Below are 13,660 nucleotides of genomic sequence, written 5' to 3' on the forward strand. Positions count from 1 at the left end.
TGATAATTCTCCAAGCAATTTGTTGATTCAAGCTGGCTGCGTCATCTTGTGCGCCGCCTTATGATTCATTAACGCTTGGAAAAACAAGAACTTTAGAAAAAAATGCAAAAAAATTCACTTTCTCAAGAGAATTTTTCAGAACCCTAAAGTTTTAATTTTTGTTGCCGTAATTCGCACCCTCTCGAAACTTCCCCTGATTATCCAGTGCGAATTGCCAAGTGCACTTTCAAACCAGGGGTCGCTCGGAGTAAACCTTACATTAACGCAGCAAGCTCAACACGTTGTTGGGTAGCTGGTTGGCCTGGGCCAACATGGCGGTGCCAGCCTGTTGCAGAATCTGCGAACGGGTTAGGTTTGCAGTTTCTTTGGCGAAGTCCGCATCCATGATTCGTCCACGGGCAGAGCTGAGGTTGGCGCTGGTGGTTTCAAGCGAAGAAACCACTTGATCCAGTCGGCTTAAGCTGGCACCGGTTGTGGCACGCAGGTTGGTGATGTCGTTGATTGCAGTGTCAATTTCGGTGATTGCAGTTGTTGCGTTGGCTACTGTGTCTACACCACCAAACGCGGTCACGATTGCGGCCTGTGTTGCACCACCCAGGGTGGTTTGCAAGTCGTTACCAGCGGCAGCGCCAGTGTCAGTCAAGTTCACGGCCAATGTGTCGGAAGCCACGTTGCCAGAACCAATTTGCAGGTTCACGGTTTTGTTGGCAGCGGCGAAAATGTTGTTGCCGTTGAATGTGGTGCCTGTTGCAACACGGCCCACTTCGTTGGCCAGTTCTGTGAATTCACGGTTCAGGTTGGCGCGGTCGGTGTCGTTCAATGTGCCGTTTTTGGCCTGAACACCCAATTCACGCATACGCTGCAGGTTGTCACCGATTTTGCCCAGTGCACCGTCAGCCACTTGCAACAGTGAAACGCCATCGTTGGCGTTGCGGGCAGCCACGTCGAAACCGCGAATTTGGGCGGTCATGCGTTCTGCAATGGCCAGGCCTGCGGCGTCGTCTTTGGCGCTGTTAACACGCAAGCCAGAAGACAGGCGAGCGATTGAAGTTTCAAGGGAACCAGCAGACTTGCTGAGGTTCATTTGTGCGCCAAGGGAAGGGGCGTTTGTATTAATTCCTAGCATGGTTATTACTCCGAAAAGATCTAGACAAATTAATCAGAAGTGATTTTCTTCTGCATCGTCTCGGTAAATCATTCACCGATGATTATATATCGTCTTTCTGGATTTAATATTTAGGATTTTTTTTTAAATTATTTTTTTAATTCAGGTGAGTTGTAAATAGAAAATAGTAGATTATCTTTTTCTCGTTTATTAAGAAAAAGATAATCCACTATGGTTATGTATGGGCGTGAGAAAAAGGAGGGGTGGGTGATGCCCACCCCCTCTAAAACAACCGGCTATCAGGAATCAGATGAGCAGGCTGCTGCTTGGTCTACACGCATTACATCAGGTACTGCATCAATTACTCATCAATAAATTATTTCAATCCTTCATCACTGCAACAGGCTCAGTACGTTGTTGGGCAACTGGTTGGCCTGAGCGAGCATGGCGGTGCCGGCCTGCTGCAGGATCTGCGAGCGGGTCAGTGCGGCCGTTTCCTTGGCGAAGTCCGCATCCATGATGCGCCCACGGGCGGCCTGCAGGTTGGTGCTGGACACATCGGCAAAGGCCGCTACCTGCTCCAGTCGGCTTTGGCCCGCGCCCACTACCGCACGAATACCGGTGATGGCGTCAATCGAGGCATCCAGCGTGGTGATCGCGGTGGTGGCGTTGGCCACGGTGTCCACACCACCCAGGTTGGTTGGAATGTCGGCTGCGGCACCGGTCATGATGGTGGTCAGGTCGTTGCCTGTGGCCAATCCATCGTCGGTCAGGTTCAGCGCCAGGGTGTCGGAAACGGCGTTGCCGGTGCCCACCTGGAAGCTTAGTGTTTGGTTGGCGGCATCAAACAGGTTGTTGCCGTTGAAGGTGCTGCCGGTCACAATGCGGTCCACTTCGTTGGCCAGCTCCGTGTACTCACGGTTCAGGTTCACACGGTCAGTGTCGTTCAGTGTGCCGTTCTTGGCTTGAACAGCCAACTCACGCATACGCTGCAGGTTGTCGCTGATCTTGCCCATGGCGCCATCGGCCACTTGCAACAGTGAAATGCCGTCGTTGGCGTTGCGGCCAGCCACATCAAAGCCGCGGATTTGCGCTTGCATGCGCTCGGCGATGGCCAGGCCTGCTGCGTCGTCTTTGGCGCTGTTCACACGAAGACCGGAGGACAGGCGGGCAATGGCGTTGTTCAAACCGATACCAGAGCCAGAGAGGTTTTTCTGGGCGGTCAGTGAGGCTACGTTGGTGTTGATTCCTAGCATGATAATTCTCCAAGCAATTTCGTTGATTCAAGTTGGCTGCGTCATCTGGTGCGCTGCCTTATGCCCTGTTATCGATGCCTGGAAATAAAACTTGAGGCCTTCATTCGCAAATAAAAAATATTGTTTTTGCTCCCTCAAGTTCACCGAATCAGTGTCGTAATGAGGCGATTTTTCCTGAAAAAGAATGCCGCTGCCTCCTCAAGTTTTCTTTAAAGGTGTCCGTTATCTTCAGCAGGCACTTAACAATTAGGGCCCCTGCCGCTAGGGGCAGCACGAAGTGGGGGTCAATCGAATGGGGGATCCCCCCAAACTGTGATTCTTCCATCGGGCCTATTGAGCGACAGTGTGTCCATGTAAGGCAGTTCCCTACACGTCGAATTCCAGCTCGGTGACTCAATGTTTGGACGTTGGATGATTCAGGTAATTGGGCGAGAGGCCGAAGATACGTATGAGGGAAGTGTCGCTGCGATTAACAAAGCAGCGCAAATTGAGGATGCAGTACAACAGAGATTGAATTGGAGGATGTTCAAATGAAAAGTACCCGTCTACTAGATGAAATTCGCGAAACCAACCTGTCTTATTTGTTGCTGGCTCAGCAACTGATTCGCGAAGACCGCGCCGAAGCAACCTTCCGTTTGGGCATTTCCGACGAAGTGGCCGAGTTGATCGACCAACTGACCACCGCGCAAGTGCTGCGTATTGCCTCAAGCAACATGCTGATGTGCCGTTTCCGTTTCGACGACGAAGTGGTTTGGAATTTGCTGACCAGTCACACCAAAGACCGCAGTGTTTCCGGCATGCATGCCGCAATCATCATGTCTGGCAAGGCAGTGAACGCTGCTGCTTAATCAAAGACTCGGTAACTATTCAGGATGTAACAACAACAACTCAGGCATCCAACATTGACATCAGACAGGGGTCAAAAAAATCATGGCTAAAGTTAAATCAATCATCGACGAAGCAGCACAAATTCAATTGGCCACGCAGCTGATTCGCCTGGATGCGCGCTTGCAGGTTCTCGAGTCTGAAACACAGTTGTCTCGTGAACGTTTGTTGAAGCTGTACAAAGAACTCAAACACAAGTCGCCCCCCAAAGGCATGCTGCCTTTTTCAACCGACTGGTTCATGACCTGGCAGCCCAATATTCACTCTTCCCTGTTTATCAATATCTATCAAACGCTCATCAAGAGCACAGACATTGAAGACATTGAAGCCATCATCAAAGCCTACAGAATGTACCTGGAGCAAATTACCCAGTTGGGTTTGCCCGAAGTGCTGTCGCTGACTCGCGCATGGCGCTTGGTGAAGTTTTTTGATGCCGGCATGTTGACCACCACCGAGTGCAAAGACTGCGAAGGCCGTTTTGTGGTGCACACGTATGAATTGGTGAACGATTATGTGTGCGGCCTGTGCCACATGCCTTCTCGCGCCGGTAAAACGCGACAGTCGGCAGCAGACCGTTTCTTCAACGAAGAAGCAAGTATCGAAGCTTAAGTATTCAGTTTGCAAAGCCCAGGGAGAAGGGCTTTTCGTTTACCCCCGCTGCACCAAAAGGTCCGGTTGCATCCTCCCACCCTCTGTCTCTTCCGGGTCTGCAGTGGGGGTTTCTCACTCCCGAATGACCAGCCAATGTTGCTGGTCATTTTTATTAAACCCCCCTCAAAAATGGCTATCACCAAGGATTGTGAAATCCTGGCCATGCCTTGAAATCACCCAGAAAAGCCACTTTATTCGGACAAAAGATTTTACAAATTCTGCCGACAATACCTATACAGAAAAACCATTCATCGACAGAGAACTTCAACCCATGTTAGTAGCAATCGGATTCGTGATCGTGATTTTCTCCGTGTTGGGCGGTTTCGCCTTCATGGGGGGGCACCTGGTAACGCTGTGGCAGCCTGTTGAAATTTTGATCATTGGCGGTGGTGCCTTGGGTGCATTCATTGTCAGTAACACGCCAAGCATTTTGAAAGCGACAGGCAAGGCTTTGGGTGGTGCATTCAAACCCAGCGCAATCACCAAGGCTTTTTATATGTCTTTGATGGCCTTGATGTACGAAATCCTGACCAAGGTGCGCAAAGAAGGTTTGATGTCGATTGAGGGCGATGTGGAAGAACCTGAGCAAAGCCCCTTGTTTCAGAAGTATCCCGAGGTATTGGCCGATCATCACATTGTTGAATTCCTGACCGATTACCTTCGCTTGATGGTCAGTGGCAACCTGAACCCCATGGAAATTGAAAACCTGATGGATGGCGAGCTTGAAACCCACCACCAGGAAGCACACACCCCCCAATCTGCCGTTCAGCAAATGGCCGACGGTTTGCCGGCATTCGGTATCGTGGCTGCGGTGATGGGTGTGGTACACGTGATGGGCTCAGTGGGGCAAGTCAGTAACGCCGAACTGGGCGTGATGATTGCCGCTGCCCTGGTGGGTACTTTTCTGGGCATTTTGCTGGCCTACGGTTTTGTGGGCCCTTTGGCCAGCATTATCAACCACAAAATTTCAGAGTCATCCAAGCCATTCGAGTGTGTGAAAACCACTTTGCTGGCAAGCCTGAATGGTTACTCACCCGCACTGGCTGTTGAGTTTGGCCGAAAGGTTCTTTATTCCACAGAGCGTCCAACTTTCATTGAGTTGGAAGAGCACGTGAAGAGCACCAAAGGCAAATAAAGGCAAACAAGCATCATGGCGAAGTCTGACGAAGAACGTCCAATCATCGTAGTCAAGAAGATCAAGAAAGGTGGCCATGGTCACCATGGCGGCGCCTGGAAAATTGCGTACGCCGACTTCGTGACTGCCATGATGGCTTTTTTTCTATTGATGTGGCTGTTGGGTTCTACCTCGGAAGGTGACCTGAAAGGCATCTCTGATTACTTCAACTCACCATTGAAGGTGGCACTGGTTGGGGGTCCCGGATCCGGTACCGCAACGAGTGTAATAGACGCAGGTGGTACTGATTTGTCGCGCTCCGTGGGGCAAATCAAAAGCGGAAGTACCGACAAGGCCACCAACAGCAGTACCTCCGATGCCACGGCAGAGGCGCTCGAGCGGGCAGAGTCCAAGCGCTTGCTTGAATTAAAGGGGGAAATAGAGGGCCTAATCGACGCATCAGATTTGATGAAACAGTTTAAAAATCAAATCATGCTGGACATTACGCCTGAAGGTTTACGAATTCAAATTGTGGATGAGCGAAATCGCCCCATGTTTGATTCTGGCAGTGCTGTGTTGAAAGGTTACATGAAAGACATTTTGCGTAATTTAACCAAGTTGTTAAACCAGGTGCCCAACAAGCTGACCTTGTCAGGCCACACCGATGCAACGCCTTATGCGGCTGGCAATAAGGGGTACAGCAACTGGGAATTGTCGGCAGACCGGGCCAACGCCAGTCGTCGGGAAATGTACACGGCAGGAATGCCAGACCAGAAAATATTGCGGGTGGTGGGTTTGGCCTCCTCGGTGTCGCTGGATGAAAAAGACCCCTACGCCGCAGTGAACCGAAGAATTGCGATTGTGGTGATGAACAAACGCGCAGAAGAAGCAGTGCGGGCGCTGGCCAATCTGGATGACGGACAAGACCCAGGCTTGATTGAGCTGCCACCCGTACCCAAAGTTGAAGGCTTGCCGTTTCCAAAAAACGGGTCAAGTACGAATTGAAAGAAACAGACTATTTGTCAGGAGCAACATGATGCAAAACGATTATCGCTTGATGAACATGATTGACGAGAAGGCAAGACTTGCAGGCTCCAACAAAATGGAGTTGCTGCTTTTCTCGTTGGGTTCCACCGAGGTGTTCGGTATTAACGTGTTCAAGGTCCGCGAAGTGTGTGAAACCTTGCCCATCACGCGAACCCCCAACATGCCTGCTGGCGTGGAAGGCATCATTTCATTGCGCGGCAGTATTTTGCCGGTGATTGACTTGGCACAGTGCCTGCGCATGGGCAATGGTGAAGCGCGCACCAAGCTGATCATCACCGAGTTTTCTTCACACACCCAGGCCTTCCTGGTGCAAGACGTAGACCGCATTGTGCGCGTGGACTGGGAGCAGGTGAAATCGCCCCAAAGCATTGGTCAGTCGCAAAGTGCAATGATCACTGCCCTGACAGAACTGCCCGATGGCAAGCTGGTGTCCATTCTGGATGTTGAGCAAATTCTGGGTGAAGTAATTGGTGAGGGCGATGTGCCCAATATGGACAGCATGCGACCCGACCATCCATACCCCGTGTTCTTTGCAGACGATTCGAACATGGCTCGCAAGAAAATTACTGAGGTGCTGGAGAAGCTTCACCTGCCTTACCAAAGCGCCATCAACGGTCGTGAGGCTTGGGAGAAACTGCGCAACATTGCCAGTCGTGCCGAGCAGGAAAACAAAGACATTCGGGATGTTGTATCTCTCATCCTGGTGGATGCAGAAATGCCTGAAATGGACGGCTATGTGTTGACACGTCACATCAAGGAAGACGTTCGCTTCAAGGGCATTCCTGTGGTGATGCATTCCTCACTGTCCTCAGTTGCAAACAAGAAGTTGGGTCAGCAAGTTGGTGTGGACGCCTATGTGGGCAAGTTCCATCCTGAGGAGTTGGCGCAGATGGTTACCTCAATGCTTCAGCCAGCGTAAGGAGCAAGCATGAACCCCGAAGATTTAAGAATCCTGATTGTTGACGACTTCTCGACCATGCGTCGAATTGTTCGCAACCTGCTCAAGGAAATTGGCTACAACAACGCCGACGAAGCGGAAGACGGTGCCGTAGCCTTGGCTAAACTGAAAGCCGGCAATTTCAACTTTGTTGTCAGTGATTTGAACATGCCCAATATGAACGGCTTTGAGTTGCTGCAAAACATTCGTGCCGATGCCGAACTCAAGCATTTGCCCGTGTTGTTGGTGACCGCAGAAGCCAAGAAAGAGGACATCGTGACCGCAGCCCAAATGGGTGCGAACGGTTACATCGTCAAGCCTTTTACCAAGGCAACACTTGAAGAAAAGCTGGGCAAGATTGTCGCGAAGATGTCTGTCTAATTACAAAGAATCAGAAATGGAGAGGTCGCAACGATGAGCCCAGATAATCTGAAAAGTGGTGACAACGACGATTTGGAAGCGTTGTTTGATGAAATCGCAGAGCAACGTGTTTGGGATGATGCACCTGCTGCCGTCCCGCAGGCATCGTCTTCTGACGCACCCGCCGCTCAAGCAGCAATGAATTCCAGCCCGGCCGATGAAGAGCCGCATGATGTATTTCGCCGAGTAGGTTCCCTCACTCGCAAACTGCACGATGCTTTGCGTGAACTAGGGTACGACAAGAGTGTTGAGCATGCGGTGAACGCCTTGCCTGATGCACGCGCTCGCTTGAACTACATTGCTGACCTGACAGGCAAAGCCGCCGAGAAAGTGCTGGCTGCGGTGGAGGCCTCTCAAAAACTGAATGACGATGTTTCAGCCCGTGCCGCAGAACTCGACAGGCAATGGGATCGCCTCTACAACAACGAGATGAGTCTTGAAGAGTTTAAGTCGCACGCCCGTGAAAATCGCGAATTCATGAAGGAAATCAGCCAGTGCAGCGGGCAATTGGGGGGGCACCTCACCGACATCATGATGGCGCAAGATTTCCATGACCTCACAGGTCAGGTGGTCAACCGCATCGGCAACATGGCGCAGGGTCTTGAAGAGCAACTGGTTCAGCTGTTGCTCGACACCACGCCACCCGATCAGCGTAAGCAGGTTGAAGAAACATTCCTCAATGGTCCGGCCATCAATGCAGCAGGTCGTGCCGATGTGTGCAGCAATCAAAGCCAGGTCGATGACCTGCTGGAAAGCCTAGGCTTCTAACAACACAAACAACCGGGCTGACGTGGGAGAATACAAATGAGCGCATTCAGTGATGTCGAACTGCTACAGGACTTCTTGACCGAAGCAGGCGACTTGTTGGAGGACGTGGACAGCAAGCTGGTCGAACTGGAGCAAAGCCCGGAAGATGCCGATTTGTTGGCCACTGTTTTCCGCGGTTTTCACACCATCAAGGGTGGCGCCGGTTTTCTGGAAGCAACACACCTGGTAGAGCTATGCCACAAAACAGAAAATCTGTTTGACTTGTTGCGCTCCAAGAAGCTTGTCCTGGATGCTGAAATGATGGACTCCATCATGGCCGCCACCGGGGAAGTACACCGCATGTTTGGTGAAATGCGCAACGGGCACCAGCCAGGCGCAGCGCCTCAGGAATTGCTGGAAGCACTCGACGCAGCCATCGAAGGCCGCACCGTGGCCCCCGCCGCTGCGCCGGTTGTTCAAGCAGTTGTGGCAGACCCCCCGCCAAGTCGAGCCAAAACATTGAATGAGCTTGCGCAAATTTCAGAGGATGATCTGGATTGGGCCGGTTTGTACGAAGCCGTGGTCGGTGTACCACCCCGAGAGCTTGAACAGGCTGCACTAAGCACAGGCATGGCCACTGAGGCAATTGCAAGGCAGGCCGCTGCCGCAGTTCGCCCCAAGGCGCCACCACCCAAAACAAAAGCAGCTCAGCCTGCAGCAGCCGTACAAAAAGAAAATACCATTCGTGTGGACACCGCGCGTTTTGATCAAATCCTGAACCTCAGCGGTGAAATCGGTTTGACCAAAAACCGCTTGAACTGCCTTTTCCAGGCTTTTGCATCCGGTGCCAGCAATGAAGAATTGATCAAGTCGCTTGACACGGTAGTTGGCCAACTTGATATGCTGGTTTCCGATTTGCAATCGGCTGTGATGAAGGCCCGTATGCAGCCAGTGGGCCGCGTATTCCAGAAATACAGTCGCTTGGCCCGTGATGTTTCTCGTCAGTTGGGCAAAGACGTTGAATTGGTGATTGAAGGTGCGGAAACCGAGGTGGACAAATCCATTCTCGAAGAGTTGAATGACCCCTTGATCCACTTGGTGCGCAATGCGGTGGACCATGGTATTGAAACCATTGCAGATCGCACAGCCTGCGGCAAAAATCCCAAAGGTATTGTCAATCTTTCCGCTCGTCAGACTGGTGATCACATCGTGATCGAAATTCAGGACGATGGCCGTGGAATGCGCCCGGAAATCATTCGCGAGAAAGCTGTTGAAAAAGGTTTGATTTCCGCCGAGGAAGCAGGGCAGTTGAGCGTGCAGGAAAGCCTGCAACTGATTTTCCTGCCAGGTTTTTCAACCAAAGATCAAATTTCGGATATTTCCGGCCGCGGTGTTGGCATGGATGTGGTGAAAACCAATATTCAGCGCCTGAATGGTCGCATTGAAATTCAATCCGAGCCAGGCCATGGTTCTACCATCACGATTTTGCTGCCACTGACCTTGGCTATTTTGCCCGTGTTGATGTTGAAGCTTGAAGAGCAAATTTATTCCCTGCCTTTGTCCTGTGTTCGGGAGATCATTCCGATCGAAGAAGACAAGGTGCAATACGTGGGTGGCAAGCCCACCATGGTGGTGCGCGGTGAGGTGATTCCATTGCTTGACCTGGCCACTTTAATTGGTCGCGAAAGTGCACCGACTCCGAAGGTGGGTGTGCTCACAATCAGCGGCAACAAGGCCTGCATTTTGGCGGTTGATTCGCTGGTGGGCCAGGACGAAGTCATGATCAAGCCGTTGGATGGGGTAAAACCCAAGGGTGTGGCTGGTGCCACCTTGTCAGGTGAAGGCTTGCTGGTGCTGGTACTTGAACTTCGCGAGTTGATTGAAGGAAAGCTGTAAGTAGAACTAAGGTGTTTTTCAGGGTTTTATAACCCGTATGGTTAACTCCATTTGCTTCGATAATTGAATCATCGGCACAAGATGCCAATGACATTCACACACACCTGACGAAACAAGTCAGGGGCAAGGAGTTGACCTGATGAATTCACTGTACCGCTCGATTGAAAAAAGTTTTTTTTACACACTCAGTCGAAAACTGTTTGGCAATGTGGCCGGTATTGCAGCTGTTGTATTGATCGGTTACCTGGTCATTTACAGCTGGGCGATGGGCAAGCTGGCCCCCGAACAAATGAGCGACTTTCGTCTCATTCTCAGTATTTCCCTTGGGTTTACCTTGCTTGCCTGCGCTGGTGCTTTTGTATACCTGCGCCACTTAATCGTGCGCCCCGTACGTTTGCTCAGCGAGCGCATGGATCAACTGGCCAACGGCGAGGGTGATTTGTCAGTGAACCTGCCTACGGTAACTGAAGACGAACTGCGTGGCCTTGCAGAAAACTACAATGCCTTCATGGTGCGCCTGCGTGACCTGATTCACGAAATTCGCCGAATGACTGCGCAGGTTTCCATGGAATCGGTGCGTGTTTCCGGCAGTTTGAAAGACGCCAGCCGCACTGCTGACAAACAAGGCAACATCACTTCCGAAATTTTCCAAGCGGCAGACCAGGCATCAAGCGCCATGGAGAATGTAGCCAATAGCGCAAACTACCTGTCGCGTGCCACCGAAGAACATCTTGAAACGGTGAATTCCTCCTACCGTGAACTGCTCACTGTGGCCGACGAAATGAACGCAGCCTCGGGCAGTTTGAACAGTTTTGGGCACACCGTTGAGAAACTGGCCGAAACGGGCAAAGGCATTGAAAACATCGTCAAGCTGATCAATGACATTTCAGATCAAACCAATTTGCTGGCCTTGAACGCCGCTATTGAGGCTGCTCGCGCTGGCGAACAGGGGCGAGGATTTGCGGTGGTTGCCGATGAAGTGCGTGGCCTGGCCGAGCGTGTGAAGTCAGCCACTGGTGAAATTCGGGGCAATATTTCGTCCATGCTTCGCTTGGTGGGCGACACTCAACAGGAAACACGCGAAATCAATCAAAGCATTCTGAAAGGGCAGCAAACGGTGAGCACCTCATCGGCCAAATTCTCTGGCATGGTCCACAGTTTTGAGGAAATGAGCACCCAGATCAACGACGTGACCCAGCAAGTTCAATCGGTCAAGCAGATCAATATGGAAGTGTCTGGCAAGGCTTCTGAAATTCGCGAAACTGCCCAGTCGGTAATCAATCAAACCAGCGAGTCCGAGAAATCAAGTTCAGAACTTGCGGCAGCCACAGATCGAATCAAAGAGCTGGTAGCCCGATTCAAAATTGGCAAGGGTGCCTACGAGCAAATCATCGAGCAAGCCATATTGGCACGCGAGCAATGCAAGAATGTATTGATCGAGGCCCTGGACAATGGCCATGATATTTTTGATGAAGCTTACAAAGCGGTGCCCAATTCCAATCCGCAAAAATACAGCACCCGCTACGACAAAGCTGTGGAGCGTCCGCTGCAAAATGCCTACGATCAGTTGGTGGCCAATGTGCCCGGCTCGGTGTTCTCCTTGTGCGTGGATAGAAAAGGTTATGCCCCAACGCACAACAGCAAGTATTCACGCCCCTTGACCGGCGACCTGAAAAAAGACTTGGTGGAAAGCCGAGACAAACGCATGTTCAGCGACCCGGTGGGTTTGCGTGCAGCACAAAACCTGTCGCCCTGGTTGTTGCAAACTTATCGGCGTGACACCGGTGAAGTGTTGAATGACTTGTCACTGCCCATCGAAATCAACGGACGCCATTGGGGTGGCCTCAGACTGGGCTTCAGCCCCGAGTTGTTAATCAAGGATTAAGTACTTGAAACTTCAAAAAACGGATAGGGGTCCGTTTCTCACCGCGCTCAGGCGCGTTTTTTTTTGCCCAGTCATTCAAGAGCGTTTCGCATTGGTTCAATACAGCAATCAGTCTGGCAGTGCTGCTCTCGAAGTGCGCAATACTTTTCACACCGGATTGTCTGCAGGTAACCTCGAGTTCCTCGGCCAATTTTCGGCAGTCTTCAAAACCAATCGCGGCACTTGCACCTTTCACATTGTGGGCTGCATCACCCAGCGCATTGAGATCCTGTTTGTCGCAGGCAGATTGTAACTTTCCAATGTAGTTCGGACATTCTTTGACAAAGACGGAGATCAACATGGCCAGCAAACCTTTGTCGTTGTCGATTCGCTCCAGAGCTTCGGTGGGGTTGTAATGCATGGATTTGAATGTGAATACAGAAGAATCCCATGTTACCTCTTCAAATCGGGGTTTTGAATTGCATGTATCCTTTTCATAATAAGAACATTCCAACACCGCAGGTGCTGCTTTGGCAGAAGAAACCGATCAGGAAAAAGACTTACCCGCGTCGGAACAGAAGATCCGTAAAGCGCGAGAAGAAGGCAACCTTCCCCGTTCCAGAGAGCTGGGCGGAGGCGTGGTGCTGCTCGCTGGTGTTGGCTTGCTTTACACCATGGGGGGCGAACTGGTCAGCCAAAGTGAAAAGCTGATGCGCCAGGGTTTGGTGCTAGACCGCGCGCAGGCTTTTGACACCAAACACATGGGTTTGAAATGGGTGTCCATGTTGCAGGAAAGCCTGTTCATTCTCATTCCCCTTTTTCTTGTGGTGGTGGTGGCTGCGATTGTTTCCAACATTGCAGTGGGTGGTTTTAACTGGTCCACCAAACCGCTTGAGCCCAAGCTTTCAAAACTGAACCCGATCAAGGGTTTGAAAAACATATTCTCGGTCAACGGTTTGGCCGAGCTTGTCAAAGCCATTTTGAAAACAGTGGTGTTGGGCGGTGTGGGCTATCTGCTGTTGATGCAGGATTTGGGTGAGTTCACCCAGCTGTCAGCCATGCCTCTTGAGCATGGCATGGCTGAAACTGCGCGAATTACCATCAAGGACGCGCTCATTCTTGCGATTGCATTTCTGTTGATTGTGTCGATTGATGTGCCTTATCAGTTGTGGCGCTACTACAAAGGTTTGCGCATGAACCTGGAAGAACTCAAGCGAGAATCGAAAGAGTCGGAAGGCGACCCCCACCTGAAAGGCAAGATCAAAAGCATGCAGCGCGAAGCAGCACGCCGCCGCATGATGGCTTCGGTGCCCAATGCCGATGTGATTGTGACCAACCCGACCCACTACTCCGTTGCCTTGAAATACGACAAGGATGGCAAAGGTGCCCCGCGTGTGGTGGCCAAAGGCATTGGCCCGCTGGCCTTGAAAATTCGGGAAGTGGCCAGGGACAACAAGGTTCCTTTGGTTGAGGCGCCTCCATTGGCTCGTGCCTTGTATTCCAATGTGGAGCTTGAACAGGAAATTCCAGGTGCTTTGTACACGGCAGTGGCCAAATTGCTGGCCTATGTTTATGCACTTGCGGAAGGCAAGGCCCACATGGTGGAAGTGCCTGGAGAGACTGATATTCCGAAAGGCATGGATCCGGGGCCGGCAGCTTGAGGACCACCGCTGCTGTTTATTGCTCAACTCGGCTTGGGTTGTTTGTGTCGCACAGGGCTGGTGACTTGGGAGCTGAA

13 protein-coding genes are annotated in these 13,660 nt (G+C 51.4%); 10 read left to right on the plus strand and 3 right to left on the minus strand.

Features of this window, described 5'->3' with window-relative positions; translation table 11 throughout:
• Window positions 1–259 precede the first annotated feature (259 nt).
• Entirely contained in the window at window positions 260–1,126 is an 867-nt protein-coding gene (locus tag BSZ31_RS09735) for a flagellin (RefSeq protein WP_105028591.1), read from the minus strand.
• Window positions 1,127–1,497: 371 nt separating this feature from the next.
• The gene (locus BSZ31_RS09740) at window positions 1,498–2,361 is read right to left on the minus strand and encodes a flagellin (RefSeq protein ID WP_105028592.1); all 864 of its coding nucleotides are present in this window, start codon (window positions 2,359–2,361) and stop codon (window positions 1,498–1,500) included.
• 530 nt (window positions 2,362–2,891) lie between these two features.
• Between BSZ31_RS09740 and flhD the strand changes: the two genes are divergently transcribed.
• The 9 genes from flhD to BSZ31_RS09785 all read left to right on the plus strand — a co-directional run bounded on the left by flhD (window position 2,892) and on the right by BSZ31_RS09785 (window position 11,943).
• Entirely contained in the window at window positions 2,892–3,209 is a 318-nt protein-coding gene (gene flhD / locus BSZ31_RS09745; protein WP_008253127.1) for a flagellar transcriptional regulator FlhD, read from the plus strand.
• A gap of 82 nt (window positions 3,210–3,291) precedes the next feature.
• Window positions 3,292–3,855 (plus strand): flagellar transcriptional regulator FlhC, encoded by a 564-nt coding sequence (flhC, locus tag BSZ31_RS09750; protein WP_105028593.1) that lies wholly within the window; start codon window positions 3,292–3,294, stop codon window positions 3,853–3,855.
• Between the two features lie 313 nt (window positions 3,856–4,168).
• Window positions 4,169–5,032: a flagellar motor stator protein MotA gene (gene motA / locus BSZ31_RS09755; protein WP_105029823.1), complete on the plus strand. Its 864-nt coding sequence runs from the start codon at window positions 4,169–4,171 to the stop codon at window positions 5,030–5,032.
• 15 nt (window positions 5,033–5,047) lie between these two features.
• Window positions 5,048–6,016, plus strand: a complete 969-nt coding sequence (gene motB, locus BSZ31_RS09760) for a flagellar motor protein MotB (RefSeq protein ID WP_105028594.1) — start codon at window positions 5,048–5,050, stop codon at window positions 6,014–6,016.
• Between the two features lie 28 nt (window positions 6,017–6,044).
• A complete protein-coding gene (locus tag BSZ31_RS09765; protein ID WP_105028595.1) occupies window positions 6,045–6,977 on the plus strand; it encodes a chemotaxis protein in 933 nt (310 codons plus the stop codon).
• A gap of 9 nt (window positions 6,978–6,986) precedes the next feature.
• Window positions 6,987–7,376 carry a chemotaxis response regulator CheY gene (gene cheY, locus BSZ31_RS09770; protein WP_105028596.1) on the plus strand — a complete coding sequence of 130 codons (390 nt, stop codon included), beginning with the start codon at window positions 6,987–6,989 and terminating at the stop codon, window positions 7,374–7,376.
• A 33-nt stretch (window positions 7,377–7,409) separates the two neighbouring features.
• Window positions 7,410–8,183, plus strand: a complete 774-nt coding sequence (locus BSZ31_RS09775) for a protein phosphatase CheZ (RefSeq protein ID WP_105028597.1) — start codon at window positions 7,410–7,412, stop codon at window positions 8,181–8,183.
• Window positions 8,184–8,219: 36 nt separating this feature from the next.
• Window positions 8,220–10,058 carry a chemotaxis protein CheA gene (locus BSZ31_RS09780; protein WP_105028598.1) on the plus strand — a complete coding sequence of 613 codons (1,839 nt, stop codon included), beginning with the start codon at window positions 8,220–8,222 and terminating at the stop codon, window positions 10,056–10,058.
• A gap of 139 nt (window positions 10,059–10,197) precedes the next feature.
• The gene (locus BSZ31_RS09785) at window positions 10,198–11,943 is read left to right on the plus strand and encodes a methyl-accepting chemotaxis protein (protein ID WP_105028599.1); all 1,746 of its coding nucleotides are present in this window, start codon (window positions 10,198–10,200) and stop codon (window positions 11,941–11,943) included.
• Here BSZ31_RS09785 and BSZ31_RS09790 read toward each other — a convergent pair.
• Complete coding sequence (locus BSZ31_RS09790) at window positions 11,933–12,343, minus strand: Hpt domain-containing protein (RefSeq protein WP_105028600.1); 411 nt, start codon at window positions 12,341–12,343, stop codon at window positions 11,933–11,935. The two genes, BSZ31_RS09785 and BSZ31_RS09790, sit on opposite strands and share 11 nt — an antisense overlap.
• A gap of 109 nt (window positions 12,344–12,452) precedes the next feature.
• Between BSZ31_RS09790 and flhB the strand changes: the two genes are divergently transcribed.
• Window positions 12,453–13,583, plus strand: a complete 1,131-nt coding sequence (gene flhB, locus BSZ31_RS09795; protein WP_105028601.1) for a flagellar biosynthesis protein FlhB — start codon at window positions 12,453–12,455, stop codon at window positions 13,581–13,583.
• Window positions 13,584–13,660: the final 77 nt, after the last annotated feature.

This window comes from Limnobacter sp. SAORIC-690, assembly GCF_002954425.1.
In the GTDB taxonomy this organism is placed as follows: Bacteria; Pseudomonadota; Gammaproteobacteria; order Burkholderiales; family Burkholderiaceae_B; genus Limnobacter; species Limnobacter profundi.

Bases quoted from the DNA above. Each gene is read 5' to 3' on its own strand.
- BSZ31_RS09785 (WP_105028599.1), top strand. From the start codon at position 10,198: ATGAATTCACTGTACCGCTCGATTGAAAAAAGTTTTTTTTACACACTC.
- cheY (WP_105028596.1), top strand. From the start codon at position 6,987: ATGAACCCCGAAGATTTAAGAATCCTGATTGTTGACGACTTCTCGACC.
- BSZ31_RS09775 (WP_105028597.1), top strand. From the start codon at position 7,410: ATGAGCCCAGATAATCTGAAAAGTGGTGACAACGACGATTTGGAAGCG.
- flhC (WP_105028593.1), top strand. From the start codon at position 3,292: ATGGCTAAAGTTAAATCAATCATCGACGAAGCAGCACAAATTCAATTG.
- motA (WP_105029823.1), top strand. From the start codon at position 4,169: ATGTTAGTAGCAATCGGATTCGTGATCGTGATTTTCTCCGTGTTGGGC.
- BSZ31_RS09735 (WP_105028591.1), bottom strand. From the start codon at position 1,126: ATGCTAGGAATTAATACAAACGCCCCTTCCCTTGGCGCACAAATGAAC.
- BSZ31_RS09740 (WP_105028592.1), bottom strand. From the start codon at position 2,361: ATGCTAGGAATCAACACCAACGTAGCCTCACTGACCGCCCAGAAAAAC.
- flhD (WP_008253127.1), top strand. From the start codon at position 2,892: ATGAAAAGTACCCGTCTACTAGATGAAATTCGCGAAACCAACCTGTCT.
- BSZ31_RS09765 (WP_105028595.1), top strand. From the start codon at position 6,045: ATGATGCAAAACGATTATCGCTTGATGAACATGATTGACGAGAAGGCA.
- BSZ31_RS09790 (WP_105028600.1), bottom strand. From the start codon at position 12,343: ATGCATTACAACCCCACCGAAGCTCTGGAGCGAATCGACAACGACAAA.
- motB (WP_105028594.1), top strand. From the start codon at position 5,048: ATGGCGAAGTCTGACGAAGAACGTCCAATCATCGTAGTCAAGAAGATC.
- BSZ31_RS09780 (WP_105028598.1), top strand. From the start codon at position 8,220: ATGAGCGCATTCAGTGATGTCGAACTGCTACAGGACTTCTTGACCGAA.